Here is a 17,426-nt window from a genome sequence, read left to right as displayed (position 1 = left end):
TCCTAGAACGCGCCGATCACCGATTCGCCGAACTGGCCTAGGGCGTGCACCGCGTGACCGAGACTGTCGCCGGGAACGGCGACCTGCACCCAGGTCACGCCGACCTCTGCCAGCCGGCCCAGACCGTCCAGATAGGCGCCGGGATCGAAGTCGTCATAGCCGAGACGACCGCCGGCCAGGTTCGAGAAGCAGACGTCGATGGTCGACCAGTCACGGCCGGCTTCGTCGCAGCGCCGTTTCAGATCGTCGATACCTGCTGCCAGCGCTTCCACGGAACTCAACTCGGCGGTGCGGGCGGTACTGGCCAGACCGGGCGGCGCCGGGAACGGCGCCCAGCCGTCACCCCGCGTCGCAACCCGCTGACGAGCTCTGCCGGTGTTGCCGCCGATCCAGATCGGCGGATGGGGCCTGCTGACCGGTCGCGGATGCGCGGTGATCCCGCGAGCGCGAAAATGCCGGCCCTCGAACGAGACGTCGTCGCCGGTCCAGATGGCTCGGATGACGTCCAGGCTCTCTTCGACCAGGGCGGCGCGCTCATCGAAGTCCACCCCCAAAGCGGCGAACTCACCCTTGAGGTAGCCCACGCCGACGGCCAGAGTGAACCTTCCCCCCGACAAAAGATCCAGTGTCGCTGCCGCTTTCGCCACCACGAACGGATTGCGGTACGGCAGGACGACGACATTCGGAACGAACCGGATCTTCTCGGTGTGCGCCGCGGCGAACCCCATCGCCACGAAGGGATCGAGGCTGTCATGGCCGCCGGCATCGAGCCAGCGCTGGGTCGGAGCCGGGTGGTCCGTGAAACCCATGGCGTCAAACCCGGCGGCTTCGGCCGCCTGCGCAACGGCGGTCACCCCGTGCGCCGAGACCAGCTCGGGATCGCAGGGATGGGTGATGATCGGGTAGGTGAACGCGAACCGCATACGGCTCTCCTTCGTGTGGAGTTGCTAAGTGATCGTCGGCCGCGATGGACCGAGTATGTAGTCGCCATTGTCGGGATGGTGGTACCAGCCACCCGCGGCGTGCGTTCCGCCGTCGACATGCAGCGTCTGACCCGTCACGTAGGAGCTCAGGCCGCTGGCCAGAAATACTGCAGCGCCCGCCATTTCATCGACATGGCCGGCCCGGCCCATTGGGATCATGTGGTTGGCGTCGGCCAGCGATTCGGCCGAACCCATCCGCTCGAGTCCTTCGGTCAGCGTGAGGTCTGGGGCCAGGCAGTTGACCCGGATGCCGTGCGGCGCCAGCTCGAGGGCCGCCGTCTTGGTGAAGTTGATGACGCCGGCTTTGGCTGCCGCGTATGCCGCGAATCCGGGCGCGGCACGGGTGCCTTCAATGGTGCTGATGTTGATGACACTTCCCGGTGTTCGGTGCTGCACCATTGCCCGCGCGACGCGTTGTGTGCAGAGCAGCACATGGGTCAGATTGGAGCGGATCAGGCTGTCCCACCCCTTCGGGGCGGCGTCCAGAAGCGGGGAGGGGAAGACTCCGCCGGCATTGTTGATCAACACCGTCGGCAGGCCAACCGTGGCAAGGGTGTCCGCCAGTGCCGCATCGACCTGATCGGGGTCGCGGACATCGATTGCGCAGGCGTGACCGCCGACCAGCTTCGCGGTCGCTCGGGCCGCTTGGGTGTCGCGTTCCCAGATCACTACCCGGGCACCGAACTCCGCGAAAGTCTCGGCGATACCTCGGCCGATCCCCGATCCGCCCCCGGTGATGACGGCTACGCGTCCTTCGAGTGTCGACGCTTCTGCGCGCAGGACCACTACTGGCCCTCGGGTTTCTGTCGTTCTTGCGGCTCGGTGATCGGCCGGACGAGGACTTCTTGGGCGGTACTGGCCACATGGCGACCGGTGACGTCCACCATGGTGCCGTGCACCAGGGCACGGTGTCCGGCCGTGGCCACAGTGTGCTGGGTATAGAGGTGCCATCGATCGAAATGGACTGGACGGTGCAGCCACACACTGTGATCAAGGGTCAGGCCGGTGTGCGTGGCATGGTCGACCGGCTGCGGGTGGGCACGAAACGCGGTGTCCACCAGGAGGTAATCGCTGGCATAGGCAAGCAGAACGGCGTGCAGCTGCGAGTCTCCGTCGATCCTGCGCGGCAATCGCATCCAATGTGCACGCGGACCCGGCGCCTGTGCACCGCCGAGGAAGATGGGCGCTTCAGCGGTGCGGACTTCCAGCGGCGGGGGTCGTTCGATCCAGGTGGCTCCCCGCCCGGCCAGGTACGGCGGGGCGTGCTGCACCCAGTGCTGCAGCAGCGGAAGCGCCTCAGGTTCGGCTCCCGGCAGCGGCGCGGGGGCGGCGTCTGTGCTGTCGGGGCTGGTGTCGAAGGACACCGTCGCCACCATGAGGGTGCGGCCCCCCTGCTGCACGGTGACCTGCCGTGCCGACATGGTTCGCCCGTCGCGAGTGCGGTCGACGGCGATCTCCAGAGGTACCGCCGAGTCACCGGGACGCAGAAAGGATGCATGGATCGAATGGGCCGTGAGCTCGGGGACCGTCGCCGCAGCCGCTGCCATCGCCTGGGCGATGAGTTGGCCGCCGAAGATCCGGCCGAACCGGCCGGCCTCGTTGCCCACCAGGAAACGGTCGGCATCCAATGGCTGCAGGGTCAACACCTGCTGCAGCGTGTCCAACGCATCGAGCGTGGCTCGTTCCAGTGGGCTGCCGGAGCCGAGCAGCGGACCACTGTAATCGGGGTGGGCGGAGACCTCGGACGCCGACGTCTGCACAAGTTCCTCCTCACCCGCTGTGGCCCGTCCGCGGCGGACTGCCGACTCGGGTAGCCGGTGATGTGACTGCTAGCCCATTTAAGTAAAACTCGGCGACCCCGGTCAAGGGCACGCCACTGCCGTCCCTCGAGCGACCACGTGCGCAGAGGTCGACCGCCGACACTCCGAAGGTTGCCGAGGCCTCTCCCGGCCTTCTTCATCGAATCGGCATCCTGCGCCGCTGATCAGTCACCCGACCTGCGCATTGCAGTGGGAAGCGTTGGTATTTCTTACAGTTCACTAACACCGCCGCCACAAACTTCTTACCAGTGCCGGGTTCCCTCTGATGGGCAAACTTTTCGTTATCGCGAATACTACGGGCGCCCAACCGATTTCACGGCACAATATTGATTTGGGGCAACGCATTTCGGGCAGCCTGGCTGCTCATTCGAGTTGACTCTGACCAACATTGGTGCCACCATGGCCGCGAACGCACCTCGCTAGGTGAGGCGTCTGTACGGATACAGGCCACTGACCTCAAACGTCGAGAGACGCCCAGGGTCAGGACAGCTCTTCCCGGATTAAGGGTTGAGCCCAAGTGGCTTTCGGCTTATGACTGGATACGCCGTGCAGTGCCAAAACTCTGTCGAGAGGGGTGCCGTCCGGCCGACTCTGCGCTGGTTCGGTTTGTCCCGATGTGCCTGCCACAACGGCATCCCCGTGTGCCCTGGCCGTGAGGAGGTGAGAGCGACATTGAGTCCGAGCGATAGTCCCTATCCGAGATCGACGACCATTTCGTTCGAATCCTGCCCCGGCGCCGCTTTCACCTTCTGAATCGGTTCGCCCGCGCCGCACCAGCGCTGTCCGCATCGTGGACCTGCGCTGCTTTGGCGCGCGAATGCTCAGGTGTAGCAGCGTAATTCGTTATGCCCTCTCGAAGGAGAGTCCCCTATGTCTTTTGTGTCCGCACTGCCCGAAGAACTGATCGCGACAGCGGCTGATCTGCGCGGCGTCGGAGATACGGTGGCCGCGCAGAGCGCCGCTGCCGCAGGACCGACCACCGGCGTGATTCCCGCAGCCGCCGACGAGGTCTCTGCGCTGACCGCAGCTCAGTTCGCACGGCACGCACAGATGTACCAAGTGATCAGCAAGCGCGCCGCGGTGGTGCACGAGATGTTCGTGAAGACACTGCAGCGCAGCGCGCAGTCATACGCAGCGACCGACGCTGCGAACGTTATCTCGGCCTAATGAAAGGGTTTTGGACAATGGACTACGGATCGGTGCCACCAGAGATCAATTCGGCGCGCATGTATGCGGGGGCAGGATCAGGACCTATGCTGGCCGCCGCGGCATCCTGGAACCTGCTGGCCGCGGAACTACGCTCGGCTGCAACATCTTTCGAATGGTTGGTGGCGAACCTGGCCAGTCAGGGGTGGTCGGGGCCATCCGCATCGGCGATGGCGGCGGCGGCGGAACCCTACTTTGTTTGGCTGAGCGTGACCGCCGAGCAGGCCGAGCAGACCGCGGCGCAGGCTTATGCGGCGGCCGAAGCCTACGCCTGTGCCCACGCCATGACGGTGCCGCCGGCGGCGATCGAGACCAACCGCGTGCTGTTGGCGTCATTGGTCAAGACCAACGCTCTGGGGCAGAACACCGCCGCCATTGCGGCGGCCGAAGCTCGCTACGGCCAGATGTGGGCGCAAGACGCCGTGGCGATGTACGGCTACGCCGCGGCTTCGGCCACTGCCACGCAATTGATCCCCTTCGCCGATGCTCCCGAAACCACCCATCAAGACGAGGGCGGGCCGGCCGCCGGTGGTGTAGACCCCACCGATGCCCACGCCCAGCTGCCCAATGCGTTGCGGAACATGGCGTCGCCGGCGGAGGGCACGCGTCCGACGGATCCGGACTGGCACTGGACGAAGTTCTTCGATGGCCTATTCGACGGAACGTGGGGCCACGACGACGGGTCGGGTTTGAACATCAATGCCCAGTTGTGGAACACCATCGCCGCAACCGGCATTTTCGACCCCGGCGGCAACATCGAGGGCTTTTCCGGACTGGCCACACTCGGGTTCCTCGCACGCGGCATGGATGGCGGCACGGCTGCCCTGGCACGCGGGGGAATGGGCCCCGGCTCAGGCATGACGCTGGCATCGACGGCCTCCGGTGGGCTGGAGACCGCCGCCCGCGCTGCTGCCGGTGGCAGCAGCTCACCGGTGGCTGCCGGAGTGGGCCGGGCCACCCTGGTCGGTTCGTTGTCGGCACCACCCAGTTGGGCGGCGGCCGTCCCGACGGGTGCTCCCATCGCCGGGACCGGTAGCGGATGGACCGTCGCCCCGGAAAGCAGGTCGATGACCGCCATGCCTCCCCCGATTCCTCCGGGTGGCGCCGGCCGCAACGGCAGCTACGGCCTCGGCATGCCGCGCTATGGCGTCAAGCTGACCGTGATGCCGCGTCCCGTCGTGGTCGGTTAGCTGTCCCTGCTGTCGGCGGCGGCCAGCCGTACCACGCTGAGGACCACCACCAAGCCCATCATGAACCAGGTCATCTCCGAGCACGTCTCGTAGATGTCAGCCAGTGCGACGGGCGTGCCCGCAATGGTCGTCGTGGCGTCGCCGGCACGCAGCAGTCCGAGGTTCACCTGCAGGCCCATGCCGAACCAGACGACGGCCGGCATCAACAGCGCCGACCGGGTTGAGGAGGTGGGTTCCCGTCGCCACCGTCGTTCGATCAGGGCGAACGTCTGGAACAGCAGCCAACCCGTGATCAACCAACCGGTGTAGTTACTCAACGGCACGCCCAGAACCCCACTGGGTGACCGATAGGAGAACAGGTGACGCGCGTAGGCCCCGATCGGATCGATCACCAGGTCATAACCGGCGACGACGAGGGTGGCGACGATGGGCGTCACGATCACGTACAGGCGGCGACTCCGGCACTCCCCCACAAGCACCCGGGCCAGAATCCACGCCAGCCAGGCCAGAATCACCCAGGCCGCCACAACGGTGAACGGCACGCCGAGCGCGCGGGGACCCTCTAAGTAATGGACGTAGAAGCCGAACGGGAAGCCGGTCGCGATGCTGCACGCCTCGAGACCGAAGCCCACGGCCACCGCGATGGCGAAGTACGCGGCGGCCCCGGCGGGCTTGTAGAGCGTCAGTGCATGGAGCAACACGAACACCAGCAACGAGGCACCCGAGATGGCCTCGGCCACAGGAGATATCGATGATCCGACACTCAGAGCAGCCGTTACCGTCGCGGCTAGCCAGATCGCGACAAGGCACCAGCCAGTGATCACCACCCCGGGCCCAGACACACGCGGAGTCGCTGGCAATGTGCTGCTCACGGGCGTCGACACCGACGCATCGTAGCTTTCCCGGAGCTGGCGATGACCCGCTTTCCGGACGACACCGCGATATTCGCGGAAAGACGGCCGGGCGCTCTCGGCGCGGGCGACACCGTTAACAGCAGTCACATTGTTAACATCGGGGCCGTGCCTGACTCTCCGCGGACTTCCCGCCCTCGGAACCATATTTCCCGACGTGAAGCGCTGCGGTACGCATCCGCAGCGGCACTCACCGGACTGGGTGCAGCGTCCGCCGGCGCCCCGACGGCTTCGGCCGCGGCGCCCACGCTCATCGATTACGCCATGCGCCAGATTCCGGCGCAGGACATCCGGGCCGCCGGCCACGCCGGCGTCATCAACTACGTGTCGACGTCGCGGCCCGGCTCCAACTTCGGCGCCAAGCCGATCACCCGGCCCTACGCCGAGTCGCTGACCGCCGCGGGGCTGGTGATCGTCAGCAACTTCCAGTACGGCAAACCCGGCGGGACGGCCCCATCGGACTTCACCCGTGGATACCCCGGTGGGGTCGCCGATGCGCGCACCGCCTGGCAACTGCACACCGCGGCCGGCGGGGGTCAAAGTGCGCCGGTCTTCTTCAGCGTCGACGACGATATCGATCGCAACACCTGGAACGCCGTGGCGCTGCAATGGTTTCGCGGAATCAACTCGGTACTGGGAGTGCAGCGCACCGGCGTCTACGGGGGCGTGAACGTGTGCCAGTGGGCGGCCGCGGACGGGGTCATCGGGGTCTCACGCACACCCGGTAAGCGGTGGGCCTGGCAGACCCGATCCTGGTCGCGTGGTCAGATCGACCCCGGGGCGGTGCTTTACCAGCGGATAGTGAGTACCGCCTCGAACCCGGGCCCGATCGTCGGCGGGATCGAGGTCGACGTCAGCGACGTCCTGGCCCAGGACTGCGGCCAGTGGAATCTACATCCGTGAGGCCGTGAGACCGTGAGACCGATCAGGATTTGCTGGACAAGAAGAGTGCCAGGGTAAGCATCACGACACACGCGATACACGTGTAGACGCCCAGAGATGCTGACGCCATAAGTGGGCTCCTGTCTGCAAAGACTTGGTTGGTCTTGATTCGTTGAGGCCGATCTACGCCCAGCTGCGTAGCTGGACGGCCGTGCCGCGATCGCCACTAAGCTAGCCGCCCACCTGCGCCGTCGTCAACAAGGCCGGCGCCTAGCCGCCCGATCAGGACGGACTGAGTTCAGCCGCCTTGACCGTCTCCCATTCCTCGTCGGCGATCAGGTTTCGCCAATCGACCGGCAGGGAGTCCAGGGCGTCCTCAATGCAGAACCACACCGACTCCAGCGGCGAGGCGCCGGGAGCGGCCGCCGTGATCCGGCTCTCCACGTCGTAGTTCGGGGCGTGCGGAGCGTCGCTGAACGGTGCGAGCGCATTGATCGCGTCCATGACGTAGCGCCGCAGCTCGGCGTAGGGCCGGCCGCGCAGCTCCTCGGGCAGGATCGGCCTGCCGAAGATGTAGTCCTGGGCGGCATGGCCGTAGGGCACTTCGAGCTTGTGCGGCAACGGCTCCTCGGGCAGGCCGCCCGCGAAGTACACCGGCACGATCGGCATCGACATCTCGATCGCCATGTCCAGCAATGTCGACGTCAGCCTCTCGACCCGCTGGCCCGAGCTCACGCTGCGTGTCCCGTCGGCGTGCACCATGACCGACACCCCGAGGGCCGCGGCCTCCCGCTTGAGCTCGTCGACCAGCCCGAAGAACTCCTGGGGCTGCTGCTGATCGAAGTAGCGGAGATGCCCCAGCTCTTTGCCCGCCGCCGCGTCGATCATCCGCAGGAGATTGCCGACCCAGCCGGTTTCGTGTTTGGCATGGCCGATCGTGACGACCTTCGTGCCGGTCAGCCACGATCCGATGGTGGTGCCCAGCAGCGACTCGACCTGCACCTGGTGGTTGGCCAGCAACAGGACCGGCCGACCCCGCACCGCTGCCATCGCGGCCGGATCCGTCACCACGACGTGCCGCACGTAGCGCGACAGCACCGCCCCCAGGGCCAGCTCGCCGAACCACCCGTCCGGCATGCCCGCGCTCTCGGTCCACCAGGCTCGGACCGGCTCCCAGTCGGTGGCCGATGACGCGCTCGCGCGGCACGACCCCGGCCCCAGGTTCTCGACGTCGACGGTGATGCGCTCCAGCGGCAGCGCCGGGCAGCTCACCTGTCCGTCGAGGATCTGAACCTTTGCGGGATGAACCGCATTGTGGACGGCGTCTGCCACCGCCTCCTTGGTCACGATGTCGACCATCAATGAATCGCCTTGACTGTCCGACCCGTATACGGCCTGCAGGGTCCCCTTGAACCAGTCCAGCGTTGCCATCCGGGCGGTGTCGAGCTCGAGGACGCCGCGTCCGAGGCGCTCACTCAGCGACAATCCGGGGACCGCCTGCCGGTCACCCATGAATGCGCGCCGCTCTGGACCGCCGACCTCGGCCAGCGGTCCCTTGCTCAGCAGAAATTCGGCCATCCGGATACGCGCCCAGGGTTTTCCGCCGACGCTGAGCCACAGATCGAATGTCGGCATGCGGCCTTCGTCGTCATCGAATCCCACGAATCGGGCTTCGACATCCACGGTTCCCGCCACCGGAGTGGCGGCGTAGAACCGTGCCGAGAGGATGCGGCGTGGGAACCCGACATCGGAATCGCGGGCATCGGCGTACGACGCGGGATCAGTGGTGTCGGTGGTCCACACGCTCATCGCGGTGTGCGGCACCACGTGCAACGCGCCATCGAGCAGTCCGGGCTGCAGTTCGCCGACCGGAACGGCGCACCGGTCGATCGCGAGCGTTCCGGTCGAGCCGTTGCGGCCGATACGGGCACCCTCGGTCAGGGTCGCGAAGGCCGGACCGTGAAACACCGTTCCGTCATAGGGGTCGGCGTAGGGCACCGCACCTTCCAGTGGAGCGGGCGGCTCAGGCTCACCGCTGTACTGCGCAGCGGTGACGACGACGGCATGCGCGTGAATTTCCCAGCGGGACAATTCCGCTCGCGGTGCATCCCGCCAGACCTCCAGCCGGCCCTGGAAATGTCCCGGCTGCTGCGTCTGCTCGAGCACGACCCGCAGCTGCTTCGGGGAGTCGACCACCACCCACCGGACCATCTGGACATCGGTGATCTCGACGACCTTGGCTCCGCCCGTTGCCCGGGCTGCCGCCTGAGCGAACAGGTCCATGACCGACATCATCGGCAGCGACGGGATGACATATGTCGGGCAGTGATCGACGATCCAGGAGTCGTTGACCGGATCCAGCGCGATTTCCATCGTGGTGATCGCGGCGGTCGTATTCTGCACCGCGGCAGCGGTATCCGCCGATGCTGGCGAGGCGGACGTGGCGACGGCAACTGCCGCGGGCGCCGGAGCCGGTGCGGGCGTCGTGATGGCGCCGGCACCGGCCGGGGATCGCTGGTCCCCCGTACCGGCGACGATCCGCATACCCAGGTTGCTCGCGGTGTAGATGCGCTTGTTGTCCACCCACAGCGACGCCTCGGCCACCGCGAGGATGCCGGCGTCCTCGCGGACGATCCGGGTGATCTCCACCTGTGCCGTGATCTGCTTGTTGGTGGGAATGATCTGGCCGCGGTATCGCCAGGTCATGGCGTCGTGCAGGGCCGCCGGCTCGAAGCGTGCCGACGGGCCGGCCTCCTTCCCGAGCCCGAGGTCGAGCATCCCGAATTGCAAGACTTGCAACAGCATTTCGATGCCCAAGGATCCCGGCTGTACCGGGTCCTGGAAGAAGTGCGCCTTGAAGTACCACTCACCGGGGTTGACGTCCTTGACCCCCCGCCACTGGCCCAGTCCGGCGGTTCCGCCAGTGGGCCAGCGGCCGGTGACCCGGTCGACCATCAGCAGCATCGGGTCCGCCAATCGCGCTCCGGCGCCGAAGAACTCGACAGGCCGAGTGGTCAAGTCGACCAGCGGAGCCTCGCAGGGTTGCGCCAGTGCGGCACGTTGTTCGTCGCTGACCGGCAGGCCCACCTGGTTCTGCAGCGCCTCGCGTTTGAAGTAGCCGAACACGGTGTCGAAGGTGTAGACCGGTCCGTCGTCGGCGGTGATCTCCCCATCGAAGCTGACGATGATGGTGCCCGCGGCCTTGGCAAGGCTCTTCAGCTTCACCTTGATGCGCAGCGTTCCGGTCGCCGGAGTCACCTCACGGTGCTGAGTTCCCGTTCCGTCCAGGTTGCGGAAGAACAGGTCCGCCTCACCATCCAGGGGGCAGCCGACGTAGCTGGCCAGCCAGCCGCAGGGCTGCAGCGCGACCTCCATCAGCACCGCGTTGGGCATCGTCTCGTGCCCGCCCGCGGCACCGTTCTCGGCGAAATACCAGGCGTCGGCGGGAACGTCGTACTCCACCACGACTTCGGCGCCGGCCTTCATCACGCCCGTCTCGCCGACCAGCTCGGTGACCCGGGACATGAAATGGTACGGCGGGCCGGGCAGCCGGGCCGCCTTGCGGGGCGAGTCGAACTTCTCGAACAGCGGCCCGAACGCCATGGACGGCTTGGCGATCGCACTGGCGAGCATCGCCTGGTAGTCGTAGCGGAATCCGTTGACCTCGGCGACCGGTTTGGGCTCGACGTAGCCTTCGAGCTCTTTGGCGCCAAGGTCCATCGGCCAGCCCGGTGACAGCTTCAGGCCCATCCGCTCGCAGTGGAAGGCCGGCAATCCGTCGACGGTGCAGAGCAGGTCGGCGAACAGGGTCGGCTCGGGTCCGGCGATGACCTCGCGGACGAACACTTCGTAGACCACCTCACGCGACTGCGGGGTGACCTGGCCCCGGCAGCGCAGCTTGTAGGTCTCGAAGGGCACCGGTTCGAAGCGCCACCCGTCACAGTCGAGCGTCATGCCCAGCGCGGTCATGTAGATCGCCATGGTCTGCATGGTCGCCTCGTACATCAGCGTGCCGGGCATGCACGGGTCGTTCTTGAAATGGCCGGCGAAGAAGCAGTTCTCCGGAGTGACGGGCGCGACGGCCCGCAGGTAGCCGCGGCCCCACGGGCCACCGGTGAAGTCGAGGTCGGTCACCTCGTCGACGAAGAGCATGTCGTCGGCATGAATGCTCGGGGTGCGGGTGTGGCTGCCCGCCCGCTCGAAGCCTTCGCCGAATGTGCGCCAGATGTCACCGGACGCCATCGCTTCCAGGTCGGCGCGCTGCAGTGAGGTGCGCGTCGTCTGGGCGGCAGTGACTTCCATCGGTCCGCTGACGGTCTGTTCCTCGGGGCGCCACAGGACCCCGCCGGATGCCGCCAGCTCCTCGTCGGTGAAGAAGCCGGCCTGGCCGTTGCGCATCGACATCCGCTCGACACCGTCGATCGTGCAGTCGTAGTGGAAGAAGAACAGCCGCACATCGCCCTGGCGGGCGTGGCCGTCCACATGGATGTCGAAGCGCAGGGTGTCGCCGATCTCGGGCAGGCCGCCCAGGTAGGTGACCTCGCAGCCAAGCAGCCGGTAGACCCGCTCGCTCTTGTTGAGCAGATCCGCGCCCATCCAGGAGATGAGCATCAGGTCGGCCTGCCCGCTTTCGATCATGATTCCGGCGGGCATCCGGCCCTGCTGGAGCCACCATGAGTCGGCGGTGACATCGGTTTCGGTCCACAGCGTTCCGGTGCCGTGGCGGGCCGGCTCGGCGTCGATGCCCAGCAGCCGGTCCGCCAGCAGCAGTGGCGGTTCGGGCATCCGGACCTGTCGCGGGTACTGGTCCTGCTCGGCGAACGCCGGGCCGAAGATCTCGGAGATGTTCCCCGAGGAGTGCACGCGCAGACCGTCTTTGTCGAGCCTGAGCCCCACCGGCTCGCGCTTGACCGTCGGCGCCGGGACCACCTTGTCGGCGGGCCGGACGGGCTGGATGGCCCGGCTTGCGCCCGCGGACCTGGTGCCGGCGGCCGGCGCCGCGCCTTCAGCCGCGGCCGCAGCCGGCTGCGGCTCCGGTCGCGACGGCGTTGCGGCGGCGACAGCCAACGGCAGCCGGGCCAGCGACTCCGCGACGGTTGCCAGGGCCGGAGGCATCGGGAGTTGGGTTGGCATGAATCGCTCCAGTTGATGAGGGGGGTTCGTTCCTGGGGCCGTGACGCGTGGTGGCAGTTGGACCGCGGGCAGGTGCGCGGGGAAGTTGAGCCGGATGGGTTTCGCGCCGGCGTTGGCCTCCGCCGGCGCCAGCAAGGTCGCGGCCTCGGGCCCGGTTGCCGACGACACCAGCGTGAGGTGGTGTCGCTGGTCGGCCATTCCGGTGAGTTCGACGGCGACGCGCCGTTGCTCGGAGGTCCAGGGCTCGCCGTCGGGCCACACACCGAGGGCTCCGTAGAGCACACCGGCGGCCACATGCAGCAGCCCGGAGGCGGCGTGCGCGTGCCCCAACAGGGCCGACAGGTTCACCGCACCGGGAACGGTGCCCAGGTGCAGACATTCGGCGTCTGCCTGCTGATTGGGGAGCAGGGTCGCATACACGGTGTCACCGTCGCGGCGCGCATCGGCGGCGCGCTTGAGGACGAGCACAACGGCTGCGTCGCCGGGTATCTGCTCGTCGGCGTGCAGTAAGGCACGCGCCGCTGCCTGGTGCACCGGTTCGCAGCTGAGGTCCACCGCCCCCACCACGGCCGCGTCGACCTCGCCGCGTCGCAACGCCCGCGCAGCCAACTCGAGTGCCGTGGTGCCCGAGAGCTGTTCCCGCGACACCGTGAAACTCGGTCCACGCAAATCGAATTGGCTGTTCAGACGGTTCGCCACAATGTTGGGCATGGCGCCCACGACCCCCGCGGCGGTCCATCCCGCGACGACGCCGTCGCGGGCCGCGGCGAGCTGATCGGGGTCGTCGCATTCGTCCGCCAACCGCCAGCGCACCCCGAATCGGGTGACTTCGGCGTCGCAGCCCATTCCGACGATGACGCTGGTGGTGTCCGGCGGCAAGGACTTGATCAGCTCGCCGATGCCCAGGGCCGCGCCGAGCAGTGCCAGTTGTTGGGGCTGGGTCTGTTTGAGGTCGGCCGGCGGGAAGCGGGTTTGGGTCAGGTCCAGACAGACCTCATCCATGCGTGCGCCGCGGCCTCCATCGGCCGTGCCGGTGGGTATCGGCTGACATGTCTTCAAGTGCTCTGCGACAGAGGCGGTTCCGTGTCCATCGCCGACCAGAAGGCTCAGCCCGACGATCGCGATCTCCTGCTCGGGCAGGGGGGCGGTGATCGGTGCGGCCGGCGTAGGACCGCGCCCTTCGACCCATTCTTCGAGCAGCAGGTGGGCGTTGTTGCCGCCGAAGCCGAAGTTGTTGACCGCGGCGCGGCGCGGGCCGTCGCTGTCCCACGGCTCGGCATCGGTGAGCAGCCGGAACGGCGAGTCGGCGATGAAGGGCAGCGGATCGTCGGCATGCAGGGTCGGCGGGCGGATGCCGGCACGCATCGCCGCGAGCACTTTGATGGCTCCCGCCGCACCCGATGCCGTGATCGAGTGTCCCAGATTGGATTTCAGCGATCCGATGGGCACGTCGGTGAGGCCGGCGAAGATGCGCGCCATGCTCATCATCTCGGTCAGGTCGCCGCGCGATGTCCCGGTGGCATGGCATTCGACGAGCGAGATGTCTCGCGGCTGTAGGCCGGCCATCTCGTAGGCCAGTCGCATCGCGCGCTCCTGGCCGTCCTGCGAGGGCACCAGAAATCCATGTCCCCGGCCGTCGTTGCTCAAGCCGACGCCCCGGATAACGCCCAGGATGGTGTCGCCCTCGGCGATCGCGTCGTCAAGCCGTCGCAGCACCAGGATGGCCGCGCCCTCGGCGGGGACCAGCCCGTCGGCGCCGTTGTTGAACGGCCGCGACCGCCCCGTTCGGCTCAGCGCCTGCAACGCGGTGAAGCCGACATGCAGCAGCAGATCGCTGGCACCGTTGATGCCGCCGGCGAACATGACGTCCGCGGTGCCATCGTGCAGCCGGTCGCACGCCAACTTGATGGCATACAGCGACGAAGCGCAGGCGGCGTCGAGAGCCGCGGCTCCCCCCGTCAAGCCCAGTGCCTGTGCGATCAGATGCGCCGGCAGCCCGGACATGAAGCGATTGCGCCAGTCCAGCCCGGCGTCGACGCCGGGCTGTTGTCCCCGCCAGACGTTTTCGGCGAGGTCGGTCATCTTTTTGGTGGGGTAGCTCAGGTTGCCCAGGACTATGCCCGCAGAGCCGGGGACCTCACCCGCTCGCCAACCGGCACTGTCCAGCGCTTGTCGGGCCGCCTCGATGCCCCACCGGTAGAGCGGGTCGAGGCCGGCGAGATCGTCGGCCTCGAGGAGCAGTCCGCGGGGATCGAAGGCGTCGTCGAAGCCGCGGACATAGCCGCCGCGGTCCGACCAGGTGTGGTCGAGTTCGGGTGCGTCCGTCGGCGCGCACAGGACGCGAGCCGGCGATACGCCCCAATAATCCGGGCCGGGCGAACCCAGCGCGTCACGGCCGTCGCGCACCGTCGTCCAGAGCTCACCCGCATTCAGTCCCCCGGGCAGGACACAGCCCTGCCCGACGATCGCGATGGGATCAAACTTCACTTCGAATCAGCCGCCGTCGATTCAGCCGCCGTAGGGATACAACTCAAGTCGCTTGAGACTGATCACCAGCTGGTTGTCGGCGTCGACCAGATCGATGTCGCAGACGGCGCGGCTGGTCTTGGCGTCCCCGCCGGTGAGCACGCAGCGCAGTCCCGCACCCAGCGCGCCGGACCGATACCGGATGATCTCGCCCACCCGCAGCGGAAGGACATTGCGGCCGAGCAGCTCGTAGCTCCAGACCAGTGCCGCCTGCAGGCATCCGTCGACGGCGGCCGGGTCAGTCGCCCAGCCCTCCCCCGGCCAGCCCACCGTCGTCAATCCGGACAGGTTGGCCGTCGCGGTCGTCTCGGCGCAGTCCACGGCGTCGAGCACCTGGAATGCCGCTCCGTGAAACAGTGCTCCGCCGGTGTAGCAGCCTTCGCGGTCGATCCGGCGATTGCCCGGTGCCGACATCGGGGCGCTCGGGACCACGGCTGCGCCCGAACGCATCTCGAGTTTGGCCGAGTAGTACGCGGTCGAGTCTTCGATGTCGGAGAGCGTCAACGTCAGCAGCTCGGGACGATCGTCGACGGGCACGCACCGCACCAACAGGGGGTTGCCGTGCTTCTCGAACTCGTAGAGCGTCACGCCACGCAGCACCTTGAGGTCGAGCACACGGTCCACGTAGTGCCCGGGCCGGCACGCCTCGGCCATCCGGATGAACCATTCGAGCGCCTGCACGACCGGCAACACGACGTTGCCCTGAACCCGGTGGTCAAGCAGATAGGGCTGCTGCGCCACGTGGGCGAGCACCCGCGCGACCCGACCCTCCGGCGGTATCGGATGTGTGGGCAGCCCGGCCAGCACGCCGTCGCCGAGGGTCACCTCGGAACTGCCGGTTTCGCCGTCCAGAACCTCGGCGACGAACGCACGCGCGCCGTCGGCGAGCGGGATCAGCGAGATGCCTCGGGACTCGAACATCGCTTTGAGCCCGGGGGTAACCATCCCGGAATCCCAAGGGCCCCAACCCAACGCCCGCACCACACAGGACGGCCCGCGACGAGCCTGCTCCGCCAGGGCCACCTTGTTGAGGATCTCATTGGCCATGGCGTAGTCGCTTTGCCCGACGTTTCCGCTGCGCGCGGCCACCGACGAGAACAGGCAGATCACCTTGAGCTCATCGTTGGCCGTCGCATCCAGCAGCGCGGACGCGCCGCCGACCTTGGTCTCGAAAACCCGGTCAAACCCGTCAAGGGTCTTCTTGTGCAACGGCGCATCGGCCAGCACGCCGGCACCGTGCACCAGCCCGGTGATCGGACCGAACTCGCTTCGCACCCGGTCCAGCAACGCACCCAGCTGCGCGGTGTCACGGACATCGGCGGCGGCGTAGCGAACGCGGGAGCCGGCCGCGGTCAGCGCGGCCAGGGTGGCCCGCACCTCGCGATCGGCCAGGATGCGCTGCGCCTGTTGCTCCAACTGCTTCGGTGTGACCTTGAGCCCTTGCGCCCCAGCGCTGGCCAGCAGCGCCCGCTTGAGCTCCGCGTCGGTGGTCAGCCCGTGCGCTTCCGGCGGCTCGTCGCTGAGCTCGGTGCGCCCGATCAACACGAAAGCCGCCTGGGTCTGCTGCGCCAGGGCGATCACTGAACCGGCGGTGACACCGCGGGCACCGCCCGAAACGACGATCACGTCGTGCGCACCGATGCGGTGAGTGCGAGTGCTCACCTGCTGCGCGTCCGCGACGACGATGGTTCGCCCGTGCGAACTGCCCAGGCCCACTTCGAGTTCCATCCCGCCGGACAGGACTTCGTCGGCGATCTGCTCGGCGACGACATCCGGGGACCGGTGCCCGACGGCGATATCGATTGCCTTCACCTGCGCGCTGGTCCACTCCTGCGCGGCCGTCTTGGTCAGTGCGCCGATCCCGCCCGACCAGGCCCGCAGGCCGGGATCGGTGAGCAGCCCGAACGTGCCGCCGGTGTCTTGGACCGTGACGAAGACACCGCCACGCTCTGCGAACTGCGCTGCGACGCACTGTGCGTCGGCGAACAGCACCCGGTTGACGGCAAGCGCCTCGTCACGAGTGGCGATCGGCCGCAGGCCGCCCAGATGGATGACCGCTTCGGCGTCCGCACTGGGCCGGGCCGCGATCGTCGCGCGAATACCGTGGGCCCGCAGCCTTGCGGCCAAGGCCTCGGCCGTCTCGGTCAGTCCGGCCTGGGCCGCCTCGGCCGTCACGATCTCGACGGTCCTTGCGGCATACAGGCCAGGCATGCCCATCCCGCTCACCGGAGCGGCGGTGGCGCGTACCTCGTAGCGCGCCACCTCCGCTCCGGTCAACTCAAAAGGGGCGCGATCACCTGCCGATAATCCGTTGGTCGCCACCAGATCCGGTGGTGGTGATCCCATGAGCGATTGCAGGTAGTCGACGATCTCCTGCAACGTCACCAACGCCGCCATCGTCGCCGTCTCCACCTCAGGCAACGATGGAACCCGATCCTGCACCGCCGACAAAATCTCCACCCGCTTGATCGAATCGATCCCCAGATCGGCCTCAAGCGCCATCGACAAATCCAGCATCTCCACCGGATAACCGGTCTTGTCAGCAACCACCGCCAACATGTCCCCGACCAAATCCACACCCGCCGCCGCAGGAGCAACAGCCACCGCAGCCGGCGCCGGCGCAACGGCCGCGGGAGCCGAAGCGGGAGCGGCAGCAGCCGGCGGGGCCGCCGGGCCCATCAGCGACTGCAGGTAATCCACGATCTCCTGCAACGTCACCAACGCCGCCATCGTCGCCGTCTCCACCTCAGGCAACGATGGAACCCGATCCTGCAC

9 protein-coding genes and 1 riboswitch are annotated in these 17,426 nt (G+C 67.5%); of the genes, 3 read left to right on the top strand and 6 right to left on the bottom strand.

What is annotated here, in order from left to right:
* Positions 1-2: 2 nt before the first annotated feature.
* Genes ACJH71_RS03170 through ACJH71_RS03160 form a run of 3 tightly spaced genes read right to left on the bottom strand, consistent with a single transcriptional unit; the run spans position 3 to position 2,743 of the window.
* Positions 3-923: an LLM class F420-dependent oxidoreductase gene (locus ACJH71_RS03170; protein ID WP_406756597.1), complete on the bottom strand. Its 921-nt coding sequence runs from the start codon at positions 921-923 to the stop codon at positions 3-5.
* Between the two features lie 24 nt (positions 924-947).
* The gene (locus ACJH71_RS03165) at positions 948-1,769 is read right to left on the bottom strand and encodes an SDR family NAD(P)-dependent oxidoreductase (RefSeq protein WP_406756596.1); all 822 of its coding nucleotides are present in this window, start codon (positions 1,767-1,769) and stop codon (positions 948-950) included.
* Entirely contained in the window at positions 1,769-2,743 is a 975-nt protein-coding gene (locus tag ACJH71_RS03160) for an acyl-CoA thioesterase (RefSeq protein ID WP_406756595.1), read from the bottom strand. The genes ACJH71_RS03165 and ACJH71_RS03160 overlap by 1 nt, the downstream gene beginning before the upstream one ends.
* A 468-nt stretch (positions 2,744-3,211) precedes the next feature.
* A riboswitch (M-box (ykoK) riboswitch) is annotated at positions 3,212-3,384 on the top strand.
* A gap of 289 nt (positions 3,385-3,673) precedes the next feature.
* On the opposite strand from ACJH71_RS03160, the gene ACJH71_RS03155 reads away from it, so the two are divergent.
* Both ACJH71_RS03155 and ACJH71_RS03150 read left to right on the top strand, forming a co-directional pair.
* On the top strand, positions 3,674-3,970 hold the full coding sequence (locus tag ACJH71_RS03155; RefSeq protein WP_406756594.1) for a PE family protein: 297 nt from the start codon (positions 3,674-3,676) through the stop codon (positions 3,968-3,970).
* Positions 3,970-5,199 carry a PPE family protein gene (locus ACJH71_RS03150; protein ID WP_406756593.1) on the top strand — a complete coding sequence of 410 codons (1,230 nt, stop codon included), beginning with the start codon at positions 3,970-3,972 and terminating at the stop codon, positions 5,197-5,199. Before ACJH71_RS03155 ends, ACJH71_RS03150 begins: the two co-directional genes overlap by 1 nt.
* On the opposite strand, the gene ACJH71_RS03145 is transcribed toward ACJH71_RS03150, so the two are convergent.
* Positions 5,196-5,939, bottom strand: coding sequence for a carotenoid biosynthesis protein (locus ACJH71_RS03145; RefSeq protein WP_406756592.1), 744 nt, complete (start codon positions 5,937-5,939; stop codon positions 5,196-5,198). The genes ACJH71_RS03150 and ACJH71_RS03145 overlap by 4 nt on opposite strands.
* Before the next feature lie 318 nt (positions 5,940-6,257).
* On the opposite strand from ACJH71_RS03145, the gene ACJH71_RS03140 reads away from it, so the two are divergent.
* Entirely contained in the window at positions 6,258-7,013 is a 756-nt protein-coding gene (locus ACJH71_RS03140; RefSeq protein ID WP_406756904.1) for a DUF1906 domain-containing protein, read from the top strand.
* Between the two features lie 261 nt (positions 7,014-7,274).
* On the opposite strand, the gene ACJH71_RS03135 is transcribed toward ACJH71_RS03140, so the two are convergent.
* Together ACJH71_RS03135 and ACJH71_RS03130 are read right to left on the bottom strand one after the other, a co-directional pair.
* A complete protein-coding gene (locus tag ACJH71_RS03135) occupies positions 7,275-14,612 on the bottom strand; it encodes a beta-ketoacyl synthase N-terminal-like domain-containing protein (protein ID WP_406756591.1) in 7,338 nt (2,445 codons plus the stop codon).
* A 21-nt stretch (positions 14,613-14,633) separates the two neighbouring features.
* On the bottom strand, positions 14,634-17,426 hold a 2,793-nt coding region (locus tag ACJH71_RS03130), incomplete at its 5' end, for an SDR family NAD(P)-dependent oxidoreductase (RefSeq protein WP_406756590.1).

This window comes from Mycobacterium sp. SMC-15 (genome assembly GCF_045310925.1).
GTDB lineage: Bacteria > Actinomycetota > Actinomycetes > Mycobacteriales > Mycobacteriaceae > Mycobacterium.
This window is presented reverse-complemented; position numbering and strand designations above follow the sequence as displayed.